This window comes from Streptomyces sp. NPDC041940 (genome assembly GCF_055589465.1).
Genome location: NZ_JBVJBP010000002.1, coordinates 407,978 through 429,700 on the forward strand (window position 1 = coordinate 407,978; position 21,723 = coordinate 429,700).

A 21,723-nucleotide genomic window follows, 5' to 3' on the forward strand; every position below is an offset into this window, starting at 1 on the left:
CTTGTGGCCGCTCAGTCCATCACTCAGCCCAAGACCGGGGTCGACGGCGCCTCCAGGCTGGCAGCCAAAGGCGTCACGGTCGGGTACGGCGCCCGAACCGTCATCGACGAACTCGACGTGGCGATACCGCCAGGGGTGGTCACCACGATCATCGGCCCCAACGGCTGCGGCAAGTCGACCCTGTTGAAGACGCTGTCGCGGCTGCTCAAGCCGACCGGGGGAACCGTCGTCCTGGACGGCGAGGACATCGGCCGGCTCCGGACCCGGGACGTGGCCAGGAAGCTCGGCCTGCTGCCGCAGGCGCCGGTCGCGCCCGAGGGGCTGACGGTGGCCGACCTGGTCGCCAGGGGCCGCCATCCGCACCAGAGCTGGCTGCGGCAGTGGTCCTCGGACGACGCCGAGGTGGTGGAGCGGGCACTGGCCATGACGGGCGTGTCCGATCTGGCGGACCGCCCGGTCGACGCGCTGTCCGGCGGGCAGCGCCAGCGCGTCTGGATCTCGATGACGCTGGCTCAGGGCACCGATCTGCTGCTGCTGGACGAGCCGACGACCTATCTGGACCTGGCGCACGCGATCGACGTCCTGGACCTGGTGGACGACCTGCACGAGTCGGGCTGCACCGTCGTGATGGTGCTGCACGACCTCAACCTGGCCACGCGCTACAGCGACAACCTCGTGGTCATGAAGGACGGGTCGATCCTGGCTCAGGGCCACCCGCGCGACGTGATCACCGCCGAGCTGCTGCACGAGGCGTTCGGGCTGCGCGCCCAGGTCATCGACGACCCGGTGGGGGACCGGCCGCTCATCGTCCCGATCGGTCGCACACACGTCCAGTTGGACACATCCTGATAAAGGCGGAGAAGTAAGGCTAGGCTAACCTCACTCAGTCACGGTAAGGTTTGCCTGCCCTTAGGCGAGGGTGCAGCGAACTAGCTCGAAAGCAAGGGGTTTTGGATGCTCCTCCACCGAACGACGCTCAGCAGGCCCTGGCGGCGCATGGCGGCGATACTGACCGCCGCCACCCTCGGCGTCGGTCTCCTCGCGGGATGCGGTTCCGACTCGGCGGACAAGACGGACCAGCAGAACGACGGCACGCAGGCCGCGTCCGCCGGCGCCTTCCCGGTGACCGTGGAGCACGCCTTCGGATCCACGACGGTCGACAAGGCGCCCAAGCGGGTCGTCTCCGTCGGCTACACCGACGACCAGACCATCCTGGCCTTCGGCATCAAGCCCGTCGGCATGGTCGACCAGTACCCGAACCCCCCGGGCAAGAGCCCTGACATCAACACCCAGTGGCCCTGGGTGAAGGACAAGTGGGGCGACACCAAGCCCGAGGTCGTCATGAAGAACGGCGACTCCGGCCCCAACTACGAGAAGATCGCCGCCCTGCGCCCGGACCTGATCGTCGCGGTCTACTCCGAGATCGACAAGGCCGCCTACGACAAGCTGTCCAAGATCGCGCCGACGGTGGCCCGCACCAAGGCCGAGAAGGAGCCCTTCAGCGCGCCCTGGCAGGACAACGCCCTGCACATCGCCAAGGCCCTCGGCAAGGCCGATGAGGGCAAGAAGATGGTCGACGACATCCAGGGCCAGCTCGACACGGCCAAGAAGGACCACCCGGAGCTCGGCAAGCAGACCGCGGTCGCGCTGTCCTGGTACGAGAACTCGGTGGCGCCGTTCACCTCCACCGACGTGCGTGGCCGGCTCGTGTCGGGCATCGGCTACAAGTACCAGACCGGGATCGACAAGGTCGCCGGCGGCAGCTTCTACACCAAGCTCTCGCCCGAGCGGATCGACCTCGTCGACGTCGACCACATCTTCGTCATCAACGACAAGGCCGACACCGAGGCGCTGAAGAAGTTCAAGCTCTTCGCCAACCTGGACGCCGTGAAGAAGGGCAACGTGTCGTACCTGCTCGACAGTGAGGGACCCGCGGTCGGCGCGGCCATCTCCCAGGGCACCCTGCTGTCCATGCCGTACGCGATCGACGAGCTCGTCAAGTCGGTCGATCAGTAAGTGAGCACCACCGAAACGCATGCCGCCCCGGCGACCCTGCGCACGACGACCGGCCGCGAAGCCACCCGATGGGTCACGGCGCACTGCCGTGAGATGCCCTGGCTGACGGCCGCCACCGTGCTCACCACGGTCGCGGGGGCGGCGCTCCAGGTGCTCCCGGTGCTCCTGCTCGGCCGTGTGGTCGACGGGGTCGTCGGGGGCGAGGAACGATCGATCCTGGTCACGATCGGGGTGCTGATCGGTGCCGCCGCGCTGCTCGGCGCGGCGGCCACCGCGGTCTCCACCTACCTGATCGGACGGCTGGGCGCGGATCTGCTGGCCCGGCTGCGCGAAGGCGCCGTCCGGGCGGTGCTCGGAATGCCGAGCGCCCGGATCGAGCAAGTAGGCCGGGGAGACGTGCTCTCCCGGGTCGGTGACGACGTGGCCGTGCTGTCCAAGGGCATCCGCACGGCCGTGCCCACCGTGTTCTCGGCGGGCGTGCTGGTCGTCATCGCCACCCTCGGCATGTTCGGTCTCGACTGGCGGCTCGGCCTGGCCGGCGCCGGCGCACTGCCCGCGTACGCCCTGGCCCTGCGCTGGTATCTGCCCCGGTCCGCACCGCTCTACCGGAAACAGCGAGTGGCCCAGGCCGACCGGGCGCAGGCGTTCATCAGCGGTCTCAACGGCATCGACACGGTCCGCGCGTACCGCCTCGAGGGCGCCTTCCGCGAGAAGGTCACCAGTGAGTCGTGGCGGGTGCGCGACCTCGGCGTCGAGGTGTTCCGGTTCTTCGGCCGGTTCGTCGGCCGGGAGAACCGCGCCGAGTTCATCGGTCTCGTCCTGATCCTCGTCGTGGGGTACGCCCTGCTGGAGGCCGACGCCGCCAGCCTCGGCGAGGTGTCGGCGGCCCCGCTGCTGTTCCACCGGCTGTTCACCCCGCTGGGCGCCATCATGTTCACCTTCGACGAGGCGCAGAAGTCGGGCGCGAGCCTGACCCGTCTGGTCGGAGTGCTGGGGGAGGCCGCCGAGGAGCGCCTGGTGGGCGACGAGTCCGTCCCGGCGGCCGAGGCCGGTTCGTACCCGGTGGTGGTGCGGGGGCTGACGTTCCGCTATCCCGGCTCCGAGGATCCGGTGCTGCGGGATGTCGACCTGACCATTCCCGCCGGTGGTTCGCTCGCCCTGGTGGGGGCGACGGGCGCGGGCAAGACGACCCTGGCCGCGCTGATCGCCGGCATAGGGACCCCCGAAGCCGGGTCCGTGCGGGTCGGGCCGACCGATCTCGCCGACCTGGACGAGGCCGGGGCGCGGGCCCTGGTGAGCATCCTGACGCAGGAGACACATGTGTTCTCCGGTCCGCTCGCCGAGGATCTGCGGCTGGCCGCGCCGGAGGCGACCGACGCCGAACTGAGGGATGCCCTGCGCACCGTCGGCGCCGACGGCTGGGTCGACGCGCTGCCCGACGGGCTGAACACCTCGGTCGGCGAGGGCGGCGAGCGCCTGGACGTCACCAAGGTGGCCCAGGTCGCGCTGGCCCGGCTGGTGCTGGGCCGGGCGCCCGTGGTGGTGCTCGACGAGTCGACCGCCGAGGCCGGCAGCGAGGGCGCCGCCGAGCTGGAGCGAGCCGTACTGGCCGCCTGCGCGGGCCGCACGACGCTGTTCGTGGCGCACCGGCTGACCCAGGCCATGGCCGCCGACCGGATCGCCGTGCTGGACGCGGGACGCGTCGTGGAGCAGGGCACGCACGAGGAGCTGGTGGCTCTGGGCGGCCGGTACGCACGTCTGTGGCGGGCCTGGCGAGAGGGTAGTTAGGCAACCCTTATTTAGGTTAGCCTAACTCCACATTCTGGAAGGGACGCTGAGTCTTCGATGATGGAACCGCGCGCTCGTGTCGCACTGCTTTCCCCCACCCGCCTGGCCGATGTCCGCCGGCGCACAGGTGACTACCCGGACAGGACCATCGCCGAAGCGTGCGCCATCGGTCTGTCGTACTGGGCGACGGGGCAGAGCCCCGACGGTATCGACCTCGCGCCCGGCACACTCTTCGCCGATGTCCTCGGCTGGGTCGACAACGGCGGGTCGGCGCCCGCCGGCTGGGGCGTCGGCCCGGACGGCCTGACCATCACCCTCCCGGAAGACGTCGCACCGGCCGACGCGCAGCTCGCGCTGGACGACCTGGCCGACTTCCCGGACCGGCCGCTCGGCACCATCGGCCCCTCCAGTGTGGCCGCCCGGCTCCGGACCCTGGCCGAGTGGAACGACAACGAGGCCGACCGGGTCCGCCCGAGCGTCGTCGAGATGTTCCGGGAGCAGGCGCGGACCAGACCGGACGCCGTCGCCATCGTGGACGAGCACCGCTCGCTGACCTACCGCCAGGCGGCCGAGCTCTCCAGCCAGCTGGCCCACCACCTCATGGCACGCGGACTGGGCCACGAACAGGTCGTCGGCATCTCCCTGGCCCGCTCCGCCGACATGGTGATCGGGCTGCTCGCCGCACTCCAGGCCGGATGCGCCTTCGTGCCGCTCGACCCGCAGTGGCCCGCCGCGCGCCGGGCCGTCGTCATCGAGGACGCCCGGGTCGTCCTGCAGCTCAACGCCTCGGGCCAGCACGACCCGGCCGAACCGGAGGCCGTGGCCGTCGACCTCGGCGACTGGGGATACGCCTCCCACCCCGCCGAGGGCACCGGCGTCACCGTCCTCGGCGACGCCCTGGCCTATGTCATCTTCACGTCCGGTTCCACCGGGCGGCCCAAGGGCGCGATGATCCGGCACGAGGCGATCAGCGAGCGCCTGCTCTGGCAGGTCAACGAGATCCTGGGCTTCGGCCACGACGACGCCTCGCTGTTCAAGGCGCCCCTCTCCTTCGACATATCCATCAACGAGGTCTTCCTGCCCCTGGTCTCCGGCGGCAGGCTGGTGGTCCTGCGCACCGGCGGCGAACGCGACCCGCACCATCTGCTGAGCGTCATCGCCGAACAGCGCGTCACCTTCACCTACCTGGTGTCGTCCATGCTGGACGTGCTGCTGGAGATGGCCGGCGACACCGGCCGCCTGGACAGCCTGCGACACGTGTGGTGCGGCGGCGAGGTGCTCACCCCCGAGCTGTACGAGCGGTTCCGCACCAAGCTCGGCGACGTCCCCATGTACCACGGCTACGGCCCCGCCGAGACGACGATCGGCGTCTCTCACGTCATCTACCGGGGCGCCGCGGAACGCCTGTCGACGTCCATCGGAAAGGCCAACCCCAACACCCAGCTGTACGTCCTGGACGAGGAACTGCGCCCGGTCCCCGTCGGCGTCGGCGGCGAACTCTACGTGGGCGGCTTCCTCCTGGGCCGCGGCTACGTCAACGCCCCCGGCCTGACCGCCTCCCGGTTCGTGGCCAACCCCTTCGCCGCCGACGGCTCCCGCCTCTACCGGACCGGAGACCTCGCGCGCTTCGCCCCGGACGGATCCCTGGACTTCCTCGGCCGCGCCGACAACCAGATCAAGATCCGCGGCATGCGGCTGGAGATAGAGGACGTCGAGGCCGGCCTCGCCGAACACCCCCGGGTCCGGCACACCTGCGTCGTCGCGAAGAAGAACTCGGCCGGCGGCACCTACCTCGTCGGCTACGTCATCCCGGCCGCCGGCGGCGAGGACCTCCGGGCCGACGAGGTCAAGGCGTGGGCGACCGAGCACATGGTCGAGTACATGGTGCCGACCCACCTCGTCGTGATGGACGCGTTCCCGCTCACCGCCAACGGCAAGCTCGACCGCAACGCCCTGCCCGAGCCCACGATCGACACCGGCTCCCTCGTGAGGCCCAGCACCGACGACGAGCGTGCCGTGTGCGCCGCGGTCGCGCAGGTGCTGCGGCTCGACGAGGTCGGTGTCGACCAGGACTTCTTCCAGCTCGGCGGCGACAGCATCCTGGCCATCTCCCTGCTGAGCGCCCTGCGCGACGAGGGCCTGCACGTCACGGCCCGGCAGATCTTCACCCACAGCACCGTGGGCGCCCTGGCCGCGGTCGCGAGCCGCGAGGACGTCTCCACCGTCGACCACGCCGACGTCGCCACCGGCACCGTCGTGGGATCGCCCATCGTGCAGTGGCTCGGCGAGACCACGGACGCCGTCGACGGCTTCGTCCAGTCCGTCGTGCTCAACACCCCGGCGGACCTGACCGCAGGCGCCCTCGACGAAACCCTCTCGGCCCTCGTCCGGCACCACGACATGCTGCGCGCCAAGCTGGTGCGCGGCGACGACTGGAGCTTCGACATCCCGGAGGCGGACGGGGCGTTCGTGACCTGGCAGGAGAGCGATCTGCCGGTCGAGGAGTGCGTCGCGCTCGCCACCGAGGGCCTCGACCCGGACGGCGGCGCGATGCTGCGTGCCGTCTGGCGCCGTGCGGCACGGCAACTGGTCCTGGTCGCCCACCATGTGGTCATCGACGGTGTGTCCTGGCGCGTCCTGATGGAGGATCTGGCCACCGCCTGGCGGCAGTTCACCTCGGGCACGCCGATCGAGCTGCCCCCGGTCGGCACGTCCTTCCGGCGCTGGACCCAGCTGCTGGAACGCGCCGCGTTCGACGCGGACAGCGCCTACTACCGGCGCCCCCTGCCGGGCGAGGACCAGCTGATCGGCAGGCGCGCCCTGTCCGAGACCGACACCGTCGCGCACGAGCGGCTGCGGACCGTCTCGGTGGGCCCCGAGATCACGGCCGCGCTGCTCGGCGAGATCCCGGCGAAGTTCCACGCGGGCGTCAACGACGTCCTGCTGACCGCGCTCTCCGTCGCCCTCGCCCACTGGCGCCGCGACCTCGGCCAGGACCAGACGTTCGCCCACATCGAACTCGAAGGCCACGGTCGCGAAGCACAGTTCGTCGCGGGCACCGCCGGCTTCGAGCCGGAACTGTCGCGGACCGTCGGCTGGTTCACCACCCTCTTCCCGGTGACCGTCGACCCCGGCACGGCGGCCGACCTCACCACCCCCGCGTATCTGGCGGCCGCCCTCAAGGCGGTCAAGGAAGACCTCGCCCGGGTCCCCGACAACGGCGTCTCCTACGGCGCCCTGCGCTACCTCACCGGCAGCGAGTTCGACGCCCCCGCACCGCAGGTCCTCTTCAACTACCTGGGCCGCTTCGCCGCAGGCGCCCCCGGCGACTGGCAGCTCGCGGGCACCACCGGCCAGCTGGGCGAGAAGCGCGACCCGCAGATGCGACTGCCGCGCGCCCTGGAGTTCAACGCGATCGCCGAACCCGCCGCCTCCACCGGCGACTACGAGCTGGTCACCACCATCTCCTGGCCCGACGGCATGTTCACCGACGCGGACATCACCGCCATCGGCGACTACTTCCGCGTCGCCCTGGCCGGCCTCGCCGCACTCGACGAGGGCGGCCACACGCCCAGCGACTTCCCCCTGGTGCCGCTCACCCAGGCCGACGTCGACACCCTCGACGGCCCGGCACTGCGGGACATCCTGCCGCTCACCCCGCTGCAGGAGGGCCTGTACTTCCACTCCGTCTTCGACGACGACTCCGCGGGTGCCTACGTCGAACAGCAACTCCTCACCGTCGACGGCGAGGTGGACCCCGCACGGCTCGCGACGGCGGCCACCCGCCTCCTCACCCTCTTCCCGAACCTGGCCGCCCGGTTCACCGCCCTCGCCGACGGCCGCGTGGTCTCCGTGCTGGAGAGCGGCGTCGAGGCCCCCTTCACCACACTGGACCGCCCTGGTATCACCGACGAGGAGATACACGTCCTCGCCGAGCGGGACCGCCGTGAAGGCTTCGACCTGGCCACCGGCCCGCTGATGCGGTACACACTCGTCCGCGCCGGATCCGGCCGGAACGTCCTGGTGCAGACCGTGCACCACATCATCGCCGACGGCTGGTCGGTGCCGCCGATGCTCCGCGCACTGCTGGCCGAGTATCACGCCCCGGGGACCGTCTACCCGATCGGCGGCTTCGCCGACTACGTGCACTGGCTCGCCGGACGCGACGACGACGAGAGCGACCGTGTCTGGCACGCCGAACTCGCCGAACTGCCCGGCCCCTCACTGGTCGCTGAGGACCACACCCCCTCCGACCGGTTCGCCGACACCGCCGTGGAGCCCGAGGGCGACCTCGACGCCGCCGTCCGCGAAGCCGGCGTACCGCTGAGCGTGGCCGTGCACAGCGCCTGGGCTGTGACGCTCGGCGGCATCCTGCACGACAGCGACGTGGTGTTCGGCTCCACCGTCTCCGGCCGCGACGCCGACGTGCCCGGCATCGGGGACATGGTGGGTCTGTTCATCAACACCATTCCCGTACGGGCCCGTTGGACCTCCGGGGCCACGGCGGGCGACCTGCTCGCCTCGGTCCGCGAGCACCAGAGCGCGGTCCTGCCGCACCAGCACGTCTCCCTGGCGAGGATCGGCCGCCAGGCCGGCGCCGGCTCCCTGTTCGACACCCTCGTGGTCTTCGACGTGGCGACCGATGTCGCCGCCCTGCGACGACCCGACGACACCCTGGTCGTCTCCGACCTCGTCAACGAGGGCGCGCCGCACTACCCGCTCACGCTGGTGGTCGAGCGCGCGCTCGACGGACGGCCGCGCTTCAACCTGATCTACGACGGCGAACTGCTGCGGGAGACGATCGCCCAGTCGATCCTGCACACGTTCACCCACACCCTCACCGGCCTGCTCACCCGCCCGGACGCCCTGGTCGGCGACCTGGCACCCGAGAGCGAGCGCCGTCCCGCGCCGATCACCCCGACGACGCTGGGCGACCTGTTCGACACCGCCGCGCGCCGCGACCCGGCCGCCACCGCCGTCACCCAGTGCGGCCTCGACGGCGGCACCCGCTCCCTGACCTACGGCGAACTGGCCGCCACCAAGGACGACCTGGCCTCCGCCCTGCGCGCGGCCGGCGTCGGCCCGGGCAAGCGGGTCGCGGTTGCCGTCCCGCGCTCCCTGGAACAGGTCGTGGCCCTGGTCGCGATCGTCAGCGCGGGCGGCGCCTACGTCCCCCTGGACCTGGCGTACCCAGACGACCGGCTGGAGTACATCCTCGCCGACGCGGCCCCCCAGGTCGTCCTGGTGGACCGCGAGCAGCGCGACCGCTTCACTGCGCTGCTGGCCAGGGCGGACGTACCGGCCCGGGTGCTCGTCCAGGGTGACGAGCTGCCGGCCGGGGACGCCGCCCCCGAGCCCGAGGCGAGCTGGCACAACCCCGCCTACGTCATCTACACCTCCGGCTCGACCGGCAGGCCCAAGGGCGTCGCCGTCCCGCACTCCAGCGTGGTCACGCTCCTCGCCAACACCCAGCCCGACATGGACTTCGGCCCGCGGGACGTGTGGGTCCAGTTCCACTCCTTCTCCTTCGACTTCGCGGTCTGGGAGCTGTGGGGCGCGCTGGCGTACGGCGGTGAGCTGCTGGTCCCCGAGTACGGCCTGACACGCTCCCCGGTCGACTTCCACCGGCTCGTCCGTGAGCGCGGGGTGACCGTGCTCAACCAGACCCCGTCGGCGTTCTACCAGTTCATCGAGGCCGACCGGCTCGCCGGCGAATCCCTCCCCGCCCTGCGCCGGATCATCTTCGGCGGCGAGGCCCTGGACCTCGGACGCCTGCGCGGCTGGGTCGAGCGGCACGGCACGGGCACGCCCGAGCTGGTCAACATGTACGGCATCACCGAGACGACCGTCCACGTCACCCACCGGGTCCTCACCGACGAGGACTTCGGCCCCGGCGAGGAGGTCAGCCCCATCGGCGGCCCCATCCCCGGCCTGACCACCTACCTCCTCGACGACCGGCTCCGCCCGGTGCCGCCCGGCAAGATCGGCGCCATCTACGTCGCCGGCGACCAGGTGTCGCTCGGCTACCTCGGCAGGCCCGGCCTCACGGCCGGCCGCTTCGTGGCGAACCCGTTCGCGGACGACGGCTCCCGCATGTACCACACGGGCGACCTCGCCGTCCGCACCCTCGACGGCGAGCTGCGGTTCACGGGCCGCGCCGACGACCAGGTACAGCTCAAGGGCTTCCGCATCGAGCTGGGCGAGGTCGAGTCCGCCGTACGGGAACTCGACGGCGTGGTGGACGTGGCCGTCACGGTGGCGGACACCGGCGATCACCTGGTCGCGCATGTGGTGGGCAGTCTGCCCGCCGACTTCACCGCCTCCCTGTCCGAGAAGCTGCCCGTGCACATGGTCCCGGGCCAGGTCCTCACGATCGACGCCCTACCGCTGACGGTCAACGGCAAGCTGGACCGAAAGACCCTGACCGAACGCACCCTTGGGGGCGCGGGGAACTGCGCGACCAGCCCCCACGCACCCGCAGACAAGAACTCAGCAGTCACCACCCTCATCGAGATCTTCACCCAGACCCTGCCCGGCTCGGAAATATCCGCCGACACCGACTTCTTCCACGCCGGAGGCGACAGCATCGTCGCCATCACGGTCGTGAACAGGGCCCGGACCCTCGGCCTGCAGATCTCACCCCGTGACGTCTTCCTGCTCAAGACCCCCCGCGCACTGGCCGACAACCTGGCCACGAGCACACCGCAGACAGCCGCCCCCACCCCCGCCCGCCGCGAAGACGGCCCCCTCACCCCGACCCCGATCATCCTGCGCCAGCGCGAACTCGGTGGCTCCCTCACCCGATTCGCCCAGGCCAGGACCCTCCAGGCCCCAGAAGGCAGCACCTTCACGGACGCCCAGCGCGCCGCGAACGCCGTAGTCGCCGCCCACCCCACCCTGCGACTACGCCTCCGCACCGACCACGGCGTATGGGCCCTGCGCACCGAACCGGCCCACGAGGTCACCGTCGTACGCCCGGACACCACCGACGCCACCGCCGTGGCGAACGACGCCGCCGCACAGCTCGACCCCGAGTCCGGAAACGTCATCGCCTTCGCCTGGCTGGAAGCCACCCGCACTCTCGTGGTCACGGTGCACCACCTCGCCGTCGACGCGGTGTCCTGGCTGATCCTGCTGGACGACCTGACCACAGCCCTCCGCGGTGAGCCCCTGGCACCGCCGACCACGTCGTACGCCGAGTACGCCGACGCCCTGACGCTCCACTCCACCCGCGCGCTCGACGATCTCGGCCACTGGATCACCACGCTCCAGGCGCCCGAACTGCTGCCCACGGTCGGCGGACCGCGTGAGACCACCGTCGTGCTCGACCCCGACGTGAGCGACCGCCTGACCCGCACCGCACCCGCCGCACTCGGCGTCGGTCTCACCGAGCTGCTGTGCGGCGCGCTGCGCACCGCGCTGACCCGCGTCCAGCCGTCGCCCACCGATCTCGCGATCGAACTGGAGCGGCACGGCCGGGTCCCGGTCCTCGAACAGCACGACTACACCCGTACGGTCGGCTGGTTCACCGCCATCGCACCCGTACGGCTCACCGCGCACACCGACCCGGTCGCCGCGGCCCGCGAGGTCGCCGAACGCCAGCCGGACGAGCGCGCCCACGTCGCCTACGGGCAGCTCAGGTATCTCGACCCGCAGACGGCCCCGCTGCTCACCGCCCGCCCGCAGGTGCTGTTCAACTACCTCGGCCGGGGCAGCGAGTCCCAGGCGCTGCACCTCACCGGCGGCGACCAGGGCAGCCCGTACGCCGTCGAGGTCAACGCCTGGACCGACGAGGTGACCGGCAGTCTGCTCGCCGAGTTCACCCTCGCCGAGGGCATACCCGACGAGATCACCGAGCACTGGCGCGCAGCGCTGGAGCACATCGCGGACGCCGCCACGACCGCCGAGCGCACCGCACCGGTCACCCCGCTCCAGCGCGGCCTGTTCTTCCAGGCCCAGCTGGCGGGCACGGCCGGACACTACGTCGCACAGAGCTGGTTCACTTTCGACCGGCGCCTGGACACCGACGCGCTGGCCGAGGCGATGGCGTACGTCATCGCCCGGCACCCGGTCGTGGGCGCCGGCTTCGGCACGGACGACGACGGGAATCCCGTCCAGGTCCTCAAGGCGGGCCGGCGGGTCGACGTCCGCACGGTGGAGCTGTCGACGGACGCCGAGGTCGACGCCTTGCGTGCCCGGGACCGCGACACCGGCTTCGACCCGGGTGAGCCACCGCTGATCCGGGTGACCGTCGTACGGCTGCCCGACGACCGTGACGGCCTGCTGCTCAGCTACCACCTGCTGCTGTGGGACGGCTGGTCCCGCGAGATCGTCCTGCGGGACCTGTTCGACGCCTACCGTGCCGTCCTCGCGGGCGAGCCGCTCGACCCGGTGCCGGCCACGCCGAGCTTCGAGGAGTACGCCCGGGCGCTCGACGCCAAGGACCCCGCCGTAGCGGAACGCTTCTGGGCGGAGCACCTGGCCGCTCTCCCCGGCCCGACGCTGCTCGCCGGACCGGCGCCGGCGCTCTCGGACGACCTGCCCAGCGCGCTCGTGCACTCGCTGTCCGCCGAGCAGTCCGAGCTGCTGCGGGACGCGGCCAGGGTGCACGGCGTCACGCTGAACTCGGTACTGACCGGCGCGTTCGGCCTGCTGCTCGGCGCGCACACCGGCCGCAGCGACGCCGTGTTCGGCGTGACCGTCTCCGGACGTGACGGCGAGGGCCTGGACGGCATCGTCGGCGTGCTGCTCAACACCGTGCCCACGTGGACGCGGGCCCGGCCGGAGCAGTCGGTCCGGGAGTACCTGTCGGCCGTACAGACGGCACGGGTCGAGGCGATGGAGCACGAGCACCTGGGACTCGGCGAGATCCAGCGGGCCAGCGGGCACGACACCCTGTTCGACAACCTGTTCGTCCTGCAGAACTTCCTGGACATGGACGCGTTCGCCGAGATGAACGCCCGGCACGGCATCACTTCGGTGAAGGCCGACGACTCCACGCACTACCCGTTCACCTGGGTCGTCACCCCCGGCGACCGGCTCACGGTCAAGCTGGAGTACCGCGACGGCGACGACGGCAACGCCCGCCGCCTGCTCGACGACTACCTGAGCGTGCTCGAAGACCTGGCCCGGTCGACCGGGCCGGTGGGCGCGCTGCGGGGGCTCGGTCCGGAGCCCGTGCGGGACGAGCGTACGGACGTCGGCACGGACACCGTCGTCGACCGGTTCGACCAGGCCGCGGACCGTGACCCGCAGCGGGTGGCGCTCGTCGCCCACGGGGCGACGATGACGTTCGCCGAGCTCCGGGACCGCAGCCGCGCGATCGCGGGAGTGCTCGCGGCGCGCGGAATCGGGCCCGAGACGACCGTGGGTCTCGCGATCCCGCGCTCCCTCGACTGGATCGCGGCACTGTTCGCCGTGCTGCGGGCCGGCGCCGCGTACGTACCGCTGGAGCTGGACCACCCGGACGAGCGGATCGCCACGATCGTCGACGACGCCCGCCCGGACGTGATCCTCACGGTGAGCGCCGTCGCGCCCCGGCTCACCGGCGACCTCATCGAACTGGACCGGCCCCTTCCCGAGGCCGAGCCGTACGTGACGTTCGCGCCGGACGACCCGGACCGGCTGCGGCACCCCGCGTACACGATCTACACCTCCGGGTCGACCGGAAAGCCCAAGGGCGTGGTGACCGAGTACGCCGGGCTCACCAACATGCTGATCAACCATCAGCGCCGGATCTTCGAGCCGGTGCTGGCGGAGCACGGCCACCGGATCTTCCGGATCGCGCACACCGTGTCGTTCGCGTTCGACATGTCGTGGGAGGAGCTGCTGTGGCTCGCCGACGGCCATGAAGTGCACATCTGCGACGAGGAGCTGCGCCGCGACGCGCCCGCGCTGGTGGAGTACTGCCTGGAGCACGGGATCGACGTCGTCAACGTGACCCCGACCTACGCACAGCAACTGGTGGCCGAGGGCCTGCTGGAGAACCCGGAACGCCGGCCCGCGCTGGTGCTGCTGGGCGGCGAGGCCGTCACCCCGACGCTGTGGCAGCGGCTCGCCGAGACCGAGGGCACGGTCGGCTACAACCTGTACGGACCCACCGAGTACACCATCAACACCCTGGGCGTCGGCACCTTCGAGTGCCAGGACCCGGTGGTGGGCGTCGCCATCGACAACACGGACGTGTACGTCCTGGACCCGTGGCTGCGACCGCTGCCCGACGGGGTGCCCGGTGAGCTGTACGTGTCGGGCATCGGCATCGCGCGCGGCTATCTCGGGCAGCCCGCCCAGAGCGCGCACCGCTTCGTCGCCTGCCCGTTCGGCGAGCCCGGCGAGCGCATGTACCGCACCGGGGACCTGGTGGTCCGCAGGCCCGACGGCAACCTGATGTACCTGGGCCGCACCGACCAGCAGGTCAAGATCCGGGGCCACCGCGTCGAACTCGGCGAGGTCGAGGCCGTGTTCGCCGCGCACCCGGCGGTCCGGTTCGCCGCCGCCGTCGCCCAGCCCGACCCACAGGTGGACGGCGCCTACCGGCTGGCCGCGTATCTCGTGCTGGACGGTGCCGACCTGGCCGCTGTCGCCGCCGAGGTGGGCGCCGGACTGCCGGACTTCCTGCGGCCGACGCACTACGCCCAGGTCGACAGCATCCCGCTGACGGTGAACGGGAAGGCTGACACCAAGGCGCTGCCCGAGGCCAAGCCGCTCGGCGCGCTGACCACGGTGGGGGAGCGGGGCCCGGAGACCGAGACCGAGACCGTGGTGTGCGAGTACTTCGCCGAAGCACTGGACCTGGACGACGACGAGGTGAGCGCGGTGAGCGACTTCGTGTCCCTCGGAGGACACTCCATGCTGGCGGTACGGCTGATCGGCCTGCTCCGCCGCGAGTACGGTCCAGTGATCACCATCCGAGACCTGTTCACCCTGCGAACCCCCGAAGCGATTGCCCGCCACCTCGATGACAACTGACACGCAGCGGCCCCGCCCTGGGGCCGCCATCCTCCGCACGGCCCTGCGCCGCAACCTAGGCGCCATGGCCTGGGGCACCGTCCTCATGGGCCTCTACCAGGCCGGCGAGACGGCCTTCCCCATCGCGCTCGGCATGATCGTCGAGCACACGATGCAGGACGGCCGGAGCCTCGGCGCGCTCGCCCTGTCGATCGCCGCGCTGGCCGTGATCATCACGACGGTGTCGCTGTCGTGGCGGTTCGGCATGCGGATCCTGCAGAAGGCCAACACGACCGAGGCACACCGCTGGCGGGTGAAGGTCGCGGCCTGCGGCCTGCAGCCGGTGGCCAGGGACGTCGACCTCAAGTCCGGCGAGGTCCTGACCATCGCCACCGAGGACGCCGACCAGACCGCCGACATCGTCGAAGTGGTGCCGATGCTGATCAGCTCGATGGTCGCGGTGATCGTCGCGGCCGTCGCGCTGGGCCTGGCCGACATCCGGCTCGGCCTGCTGGTGATCGTGGGCACCGTCGCGATCCTGTCGATCCTCAGCGTGATGTCCCGGCGGATCGGCAGCAGCACCCAGGAACAGCAGGCCCGGGTGGCGCGGGCCGGCGCGAAGGTCGCCGACCTGATCACCGGCCTGCGCCCGCTGCACGGATTCGGCGGCAACCACGCGGCCTTCGGTTCCTACCGGAAGGTCAGCACCGAGGCGAGGCACCAGTCGATCGTCGTCGCCAAGGTGAACGGCGTGTACGCGGGCACCGCGCTGGCCCTCAACGCGGTCCTCGCGGGAGCCGTGACCCTGACGGCGGGCTGGCTCGCGTTCGACGGCCGGATCACCATCGGGGAACTCGTCATGGCCGTGGGCCTGGCGCAGTTCATCATGGAACCGCTGAAGCTGTTCTCGGAGATGCCCAAGTACGTGATGATCGCGCGCGCCTCGGCCGAGCGGATGGCGCTGGTGCTGTCGGCGCCGCCGGTCACGACCCCGGGGTCCGGGCGGCCGGCCCCGGGCGCGCACCTGGTCATCGACTGCGTCCGCCACGGGTCCCTGAACAAGGTGAGGTTCCAGGTGGCGGCCGGCGAGTTCGTCGCCATCGCCGCCTACCAGCCGCGCGCCGCCGCCGACCTGGCGTCCGTCCTGGCCGTGAACGTCCCGCCCGGCACCTACGAGGGAGTCGTCCGGATCGGCGGGCAGGAGCTGGCGGACCTGTCGGTGGAGGCGGTCCGCGAGCACCTTCTCGTGAACCCGTACGACGGGGAGATCTTCGCGGGCACCCTGCGCACCAACATCGACCCCTCGGGCACCAGCGGTTCGGTCCCCGAGGCCGTCGAGGCGTCCCTGCTGACCGACGTCGTCGCCCTGCACCGCGAAGGCCTCGACTACGCCGTCCGCGACCGGGGCGCGAACCTCTCCGGAGGCCAGCGCCAACGTCTGTCCCTGGCCCGCGCGCTGGCGGCCGACACCGACGTCCTCGTCCTGCACGACCCGACGACGGCGGTCGACGCGGTCACCGAACAGCTCGTCGCCCGCAACGTGGCGAAACTACGCCGAGGCCGCACGACCATCGTCATCACCAGCAGCCCGGCCTTCTTGGACGCCGCCGACCGGGTCCTGGTCCTGGACGACGGCACGATCACGGCCGAGGACACCCACCGCAACCTCCTCGCCAACGACGAGGCGTACTGCCTGGCGGTCGCACGGTGACCTTCTGAGGGGGCTGGGGGCATGCCCTTCTTTTCAGGGGCGCGGGGAACTGCGCGACCAGCCCCCACCGGCCCGCAGAAATCCACTACCCGAGGGCCCAGCCCACATCCCTGACCAACGCATGCCGCCACCCCGCCCGGTCATGCCCGGAAGCCGCCCGAGAAACCCGCACACTCGCCCCGCTCTGTTCGACCAAGGCCTCGACCACCTCACAGTGCGGCAGCATCCGCGCCTCATGCTCCCCCACATCGAACGCAACCCGCAGCCCCGACAGGTCAGGCCGTTCCCGCAACCGCTCAGCGATCACACCCCCGACCGCACCCCCCAACGGATCGGCCGCCCGCAGGGCACCCGGCGTCCACCAGAACGACCCCGACTGACAAGCAACCCGCGACACCAGCTCCGGAAACTCCAGCGCCGCGTAGACCGCGCTCAGTCCACCAAGACTCTGCCCGGCGACCACCAGCCGACCGAGATCGGCGGGCACACCCGACTCCGCCACCAACGGCAGCAGTTCGTCCCGCACCGCCTCCCACAGCTCGGCCCGGCACGTGAACTCCTCGACCCGGTCCTTAGCCGGCAGGAAGACCAGCGTGACCGGCGGCAGCTCACCCGCGGCCACGGCCGAGTCGAACGCGGTCATGGCCGGATGCAGATACAGCCAGTCGTCCCCGTCGAGCAGCAGCACCACAGGCCCACCGCCCCCCACCGGATGGACCCGCACGGTCCGCCGCCCCCCGAGCCGTTCACTGGCCCAGCGGATCCTGGTACGCGGCAGGGGCAGCACCTCGTCGGCACCGACAGCCGGCCAGTGCGGCTGCTCCGGCGCGTCCGGCGTCGCCGCGACGGACCGGTCACCGCCCGCACCGGCCGGGTTGAGCGGGTCGGCGTACGCCGCGTCGTCCACCAGGAACTGATACGTCACCCGCAGCCGCTCGGGCATGGGCACCTCGGCGTACCAGCAGTCCGAGTCGGCCCAGCGCCGCAGGGGAACCGGCTCCGACCAGCTCTCGAAGCCGACCCTCGCCTCCGACCCGCGCCACAGGAACAGGGTCACCCAACCACCGTCCTCGGCGGGTTTCGAGGCGGGCGCTCCCGCGGCGGCCCAGAACTCGTCGGTGCCGGGCGCGCCGGGCAGTCCGAACCCGGCGAAGGCGTCGGCGTCCTCCATGTCGGCCGAGACCAGGCGCATGGATGTCTCCTTGTGAGAGGGAAGGGACAAAGGCTAAGCTCCAATCAATTAGGCGAGCCTAACCTAATCTTGGCCTTCCAAGGAGGCATCGAGCATGAGCACCAACCCCTTCGACGACAACGAGGGCCGTTTCCTGGTCCTGGTGAACGACGAGGGCCAGCACTCCCTCTGGCCGTCGTTCGCCGAGGTACCCGGGGGCTGGACGACCGCCTTCGACGAGAACACCCGGGAAGCGTGCCTGGAGTACGTCGAGACCCACTGGACGGACCTGCGCCCGAGGTCCCTCGCCGCGACGATGGACGTCTGACCTCACCGATGCTGTGCACCAGGCTGACCAACGCCCGTTTCCTCACCATGGACCCCGACCATCCGGTCGCCCATGACGTGGGCATCTGGCAGGGCCGGATCGCGGGCCTCGACGAGGCCGTGACCTCCCTGCCCGCCCGCGAGGTGATCGACCTGCAGGGCGCCACCGTGCTCCCCGGGTTCATCGACGCCCATGTGCACCTCGCCTGGACCGGGTTCAAACAGAACACCCCGAGCATCGCCGGCCGCACCCGGATCGACGACGTGCTGGCGGTCGTCGCGGAAGCAGTCACCCGCACCCGCGCGCCCGGCGACTGGGTGAGCCTCGCCGGCTACGACCAGCGAGCCCTGGGCCGCCATCTGACCGCCGCCGAGCTCGACAAGGTCAGCGACGGACGCAAGATCTTCCTGCTGCACGACTCCGGCCACGGCTGTGTTGTCAACACGGCCGTCCTGGACCTGCTGCCCGCCGACATCCCGCACGAGAACGGCTTCCTCGCCGAGCAGGCCATGGGCGCCGCCCGTGCCCTGCGCCTGCCGCACTCCCAGCAGGATCTGGCCGAGGCCATCGGCCGGGCCGCCCGCACCTGCCTCGCCGAGGGCGTCACCGCCTGCGCCGAAGCGGGCATCGGCGGCAAGCTCTTCGGGCACAGCCCCGTCGAACTCGGCGCCTACCAGCTCGCCCAGGACAAGGGCCTGCTGCCCCTGCGTGTGCAGCTCATGGTGTCCGGGGACCGGCTGAGCCCGGTCGCGGCACACGAGACCGACGGCATCCCACGCGCCCTCGACCTCGGCCTGCGCACCGGGTTCGGCGACGACCGGCTCTCCGTGGGCGCGCTGAAGATCTACACCGACGGCGGCATGATGGCCCGTACGGCCGCGCTGAGCAGCCCGTACGAAGGACTCGACCACACCGGGCAGTTGCAGGACGACCCGGAGACGCTCACGGACCTCATCGTGGACGGCCACCTCGCCGGCTGGCAGCTCGCCGTGCACGCGATCGGAGACCGCGCGGCCGACCTGGCCCTGGACGCCCTCGACCGCGCCCAGCGCCTGCGGCCCCGGCCCGAGGCACGCCACCGCATCGAACACGCCGGGCTGATCCGGCCCGACCAGCTCCCGCGCTTCGCGCGCCTCGGCATCAGCGCGGTGATCCAGCCCAACTTCCTGCGGTACTTCGGCGACGACTACGCGTCGATCATGGGCCCGGAACGGGCACCGTGGATGTACCGCGGCCGGGCGTTCCTGGACCACGGCATCCCGCTGGTGGGCAGCTCGGACCGTCCCGTCGCCGACGGATCGCCCCTGCGCGCCGTCCAGTTCATGGTCGAGCGCGCCTCTACCTCGGGGCAGCTCATCGGCCCGGACGAGGCCCTCACGGTCGACGAGGCCCTGCACGCGTACACCGTCGCCGGCGCGCACGCCTGCCACTGGGAGGACAGCCTGGGGAGTCTCACCCCCGGCAAACGCGCCGACCTGGTCGTGCTCGGCGACGACCCCCGGAGCGTCGACACCTCCCGCATAGGCGACATCGAGGTGGTCGAGACGTACGTCGACGGCCGCCCGAGCCGTCCGCGCGTCTGATCCCGGGCCCGGGCCAGGAACCGAGGAAGGAATCCCTTGACCACGGCTACGCCGCGCCCTGCCGCGCCGCCGCACGCTCTTCTCACGCCGTCGTTCTCGGTGCGCACCGCCCGCCCCGACGAGGCCACCGCGCTCGCCGCCCTGTCCCTCCCCTTCGTACACTCGGGTGCCCTGCGCGAACGCCCCGTCTCCCTCTACGCCGCCCAGGCCGCGGACTTCCTGGTACTGGAGGCAGCGGACGGCACCCTGGAAGGCTGCGTGGGCATGCGGGCGTATCCCGACGGGGGAGAAGGCGGCGGAGCCGCAGGCGTCGTCTACAACTTCTGCGTGGCGGAGCACCAGCAGGGGAGCGGAGCGGGAGCAGGGCTGCTGCGCGCGGTCCTGGCCATGGCCCGCGCGCGATCGCTCGACGCCTTGTTCACGGCGACCACCGGCGGAGGCGGACTGTTCCTCCGCTACGGCTTCACGCCCACGACCGCCGACCTGGCGCCGCGGGCCTGGGCGGAGTCCCTGGACTCGCGGCGCAACGCCCGGGTCCTGGTCAGGACTTGGTGACCACGGACTCGGTCACCGCGTCCGGGACCACGGTCGTGCCCGGGCTGGTCTCGGCGAGCACGCCGCGCAGCACCGCGTGCGGCACGCGCCCGTCCAGTACATGCGCCTTGCGCACACCGCCGCGGACGGCCCGCAGACAGCCCTCCATCTTCGGCAGCATCCCGCTCGCCAGCCCGGGCAGCAGCCCGTCCAGCGCACCGGCCGTCAGCCGTCCGATCACCTCGGTGCTGCGCGGCCAGTCCGCGTACAGCCCCTCGACATCGGTGAGCATCACCAGCCGCTCGGCGTCGAGGGCGACGGCGAGGGCCGACGCCGCCAGATCGGCGTTGACGTTGTAGACCTGCCCGTCCGCTCCGCGTGCCACGGGAGAGACGACCGGGATGTGCCCCTGCTCCAGCAGGGCGCGCACCATCGCCGGGTTCACGTCCACGACATCGCCGACGAGACCGATGTCCACGGTCCTGCCGTCCACCCGCGCCTGCCGCCGCACCGCCGTCATCGTGTGCGCGTCCTCGCCGGTCAGGCCCACCGCGAAGGGTCCATGGGCGTTGATGTGGCCGACCAGCTCCCGCTGGACCCGGCCCGTCAGCACCATGCGCACCACGTCCATGGTCTCCGGGGTGGTGACCCTGAGGCCCGCCTCGAAACGGGTCTCCAGGCCCAGACGGTCCAGCATCGCGCTGATCTGCGGCCCGCCGCCGTGCACGACGACCGGGCGCAGCCCCGCGTGCCACATCTCCACCATGTCCTGGGCGAAGGCCCGGTGCAGGCTCGCGTCCACCATGGCGTTGCCGCCGAACTTGACGACGACCACGCTGCCCAGGAGCTCACCCGGCGGCTGGGGAAGGGAAGGGAAACGGGTCGCGACCGGGTCGGCCTGGGTCACGCTCACGGAGTCACTCCAATTCGAGGGTGTTGTCGAGGAAGGCACCGATGCTCCGCGCCGCGGGCGTCACGCGTTTCTCCGCTCCCGGTGCAGGAGCAGGGCGCGCAGCAGACGGTCCGTCGTACAGACCACTCCGGTGCGCGCGGCCCACCGGAGCGCCAAGGTGTGCTCCTCGGCGGAGAAGTCGGCGACCGCGTCGGCGACGACGAACGGCTGGATGTCGTTCATGAAGGCGTCCGCGGCGGTCAGCAGGACGCCGAGGTGCGCGTGCACCCCGCAGATGATCAACTGGTCCCGGTTCTGGGAGCGCAGCAGCCTGCCGAGATGGCTGCGCAGAAAGGCGTTGTGGCGCACGTTCGCCAGGAGGTGTTCGCCGGGGCGGGGCGTGAGAGGCGCGACGATCGCCGCGGCATCCGGCTCGTCCCCTATCCCCGGCCCCCACATGTCACCGACCAACCCGCGCTGCGCGGGCGGCTGCCCGGCCGGCTCCGCGCTGAACACCACCGGCATGTCCAGGGTGTCGGCGAGTTCCCTGAGCGCCGCGATGTTGTCGACGAGTTCCACGACGGGGGCGCGCCCGGCGGGGAAGGCCCGGACGAAGTGGTTCTGCATGTCGTGGACCAGGAGCGCGGCACGTGCCGGGTCGATCCGCCAGGAGACGTGCGACCGGGGGATCGCGGAGCGCTCCGGCATGGGGTAGGAGCCGATGGCCGGCAAGCCCATGGTGATTCTCTCCCC

The 21,723-nt window shown here is 71.5% G+C and carries 11 protein-coding genes; 8 read left to right on the plus strand and 3 right to left on the minus strand.

The window, feature by feature from the left end; genetic code table 11:
- The first annotated feature begins 3 nt into the window (after positions 1–3).
- The 5 genes from ACZ6I3_RS06510 to ACZ6I3_RS06530 all read left to right on the plus strand — a co-directional run bounded on the left by ACZ6I3_RS06510 (position 4) and on the right by ACZ6I3_RS06530 (position 16,462).
- Positions 4–849, plus strand: a complete 846-nt coding sequence (locus ACZ6I3_RS06510; protein ID WP_469412246.1) for an ABC transporter ATP-binding protein — start codon at positions 4–6, stop codon at positions 847–849.
- 105 nt (positions 850–954) lie between these two features.
- On the plus strand, positions 955–2,016 hold the full coding sequence (locus tag ACZ6I3_RS06515) for an iron-siderophore ABC transporter substrate-binding protein (RefSeq protein ID WP_469412247.1): 1,062 nt from the start codon (positions 955–957) through the stop codon (positions 2,014–2,016).
- A complete protein-coding gene (locus ACZ6I3_RS06520; RefSeq protein ID WP_469412249.1) occupies positions 2,017–3,804 on the plus strand; it encodes an ABC transporter ATP-binding protein in 1,788 nt (595 codons plus the stop codon). It abuts the gene before it with no gap.
- 57 nt (positions 3,805–3,861) lie between these two features.
- The gene (locus tag ACZ6I3_RS06525) at positions 3,862–14,772 is read left to right on the plus strand and encodes a non-ribosomal peptide synthetase (RefSeq protein ID WP_469412251.1); all 10,911 of its coding nucleotides are present in this window, start codon (positions 3,862–3,864) and stop codon (positions 14,770–14,772) included.
- Positions 14,762–16,462, plus strand: coding sequence for an ABC transporter ATP-binding protein (locus ACZ6I3_RS06530; protein WP_469412253.1), 1,701 nt, complete (start codon positions 14,762–14,764; stop codon positions 16,460–16,462). The genes ACZ6I3_RS06525 and ACZ6I3_RS06530 overlap by 11 nt, the downstream gene beginning before the upstream one ends.
- 85 nt (positions 16,463–16,547) lie before the next feature.
- On the opposite strand, the gene ACZ6I3_RS06535 is transcribed toward ACZ6I3_RS06530, so the two are convergent.
- A complete protein-coding gene (locus tag ACZ6I3_RS06535; protein WP_469412255.1) occupies positions 16,548–17,654 on the minus strand; it encodes an alpha/beta hydrolase-fold protein in 1,107 nt (368 codons plus the stop codon).
- A 94-nt stretch (positions 17,655–17,748) separates the two neighbouring features.
- Between ACZ6I3_RS06535 and ACZ6I3_RS06540 the strand changes: the two genes are divergently transcribed.
- Genes ACZ6I3_RS06540 through ACZ6I3_RS06550 form a run of 3 tightly spaced genes read left to right on the plus strand, consistent with a single transcriptional unit; the run spans position 17,749 to position 20,099 of the window.
- Positions 17,749–17,961 (plus strand): MbtH family protein, encoded by a 213-nt coding sequence (locus ACZ6I3_RS06540; RefSeq protein ID WP_469412257.1) that lies wholly within the window; start codon positions 17,749–17,751, stop codon positions 17,959–17,961.
- Positions 17,962–17,969: 8 nt separating this feature from the next.
- Complete coding sequence (locus ACZ6I3_RS06545; RefSeq protein ID WP_469412258.1) at positions 17,970–19,544, plus strand: amidohydrolase; 1,575 nt, start codon at positions 17,970–17,972, stop codon at positions 19,542–19,544.
- Positions 19,545–19,580: 36 nt separating this feature from the next.
- Positions 19,581–20,099 (plus strand): GNAT family N-acetyltransferase, encoded by a 519-nt coding sequence (locus ACZ6I3_RS06550; RefSeq protein WP_469412260.1) that lies wholly within the window; start codon positions 19,581–19,583, stop codon positions 20,097–20,099.
- Here ACZ6I3_RS06550 and argB read toward each other — a convergent pair.
- On the minus strand, positions 20,086–20,922 hold the full coding sequence (gene argB / locus ACZ6I3_RS06555; RefSeq protein ID WP_469412489.1) for an acetylglutamate kinase: 837 nt from the start codon (positions 20,920–20,922) through the stop codon (positions 20,086–20,088). The two genes, ACZ6I3_RS06550 and argB, sit on opposite strands and share 14 nt — an antisense overlap.
- A 129-nt stretch (positions 20,923–21,051) precedes the next feature.
- Positions 21,052–21,708 carry an isochorismatase family protein gene (locus ACZ6I3_RS06560; RefSeq protein ID WP_469412262.1) on the minus strand — a complete coding sequence of 219 codons (657 nt, stop codon included), beginning with the start codon at positions 21,706–21,708 and terminating at the stop codon, positions 21,052–21,054.
- Positions 21,709–21,723: the final 15 nt, after the last annotated feature.

Bases quoted from the DNA above. Each gene is read 5' to 3' on its own strand.
- ACZ6I3_RS06515 (WP_469412247.1), top strand. From the start codon at position 955: ATGCTCCTCCACCGAACGACGCTCAGCAGGCCCTGGCGGCGCATGGCG.
- ACZ6I3_RS06525 (WP_469412251.1), top strand. From the start codon at position 3,862: ATGATGGAACCGCGCGCTCGTGTCGCACTGCTTTCCCCCACCCGCCTG.
- ACZ6I3_RS06530 (WP_469412253.1), top strand. From the start codon at position 14,762: ATGACAACTGACACGCAGCGGCCCCGCCCTGGGGCCGCCATCCTCCGC.
- ACZ6I3_RS06535 (WP_469412255.1), bottom strand. From the start codon at position 17,654: ATGCGCCTGGTCTCGGCCGACATGGAGGACGCCGACGCCTTCGCCGGG.
- ACZ6I3_RS06540 (WP_469412257.1), top strand. From the start codon at position 17,749: ATGAGCACCAACCCCTTCGACGACAACGAGGGCCGTTTCCTGGTCCTG.
- ACZ6I3_RS06545 (WP_469412258.1), top strand. From the start codon at position 17,970: ATGCTGTGCACCAGGCTGACCAACGCCCGTTTCCTCACCATGGACCCC.
- ACZ6I3_RS06560 (WP_469412262.1), bottom strand. From the start codon at position 21,708: ATGGGCTTGCCGGCCATCGGCTCCTACCCCATGCCGGAGCGCTCCGCG.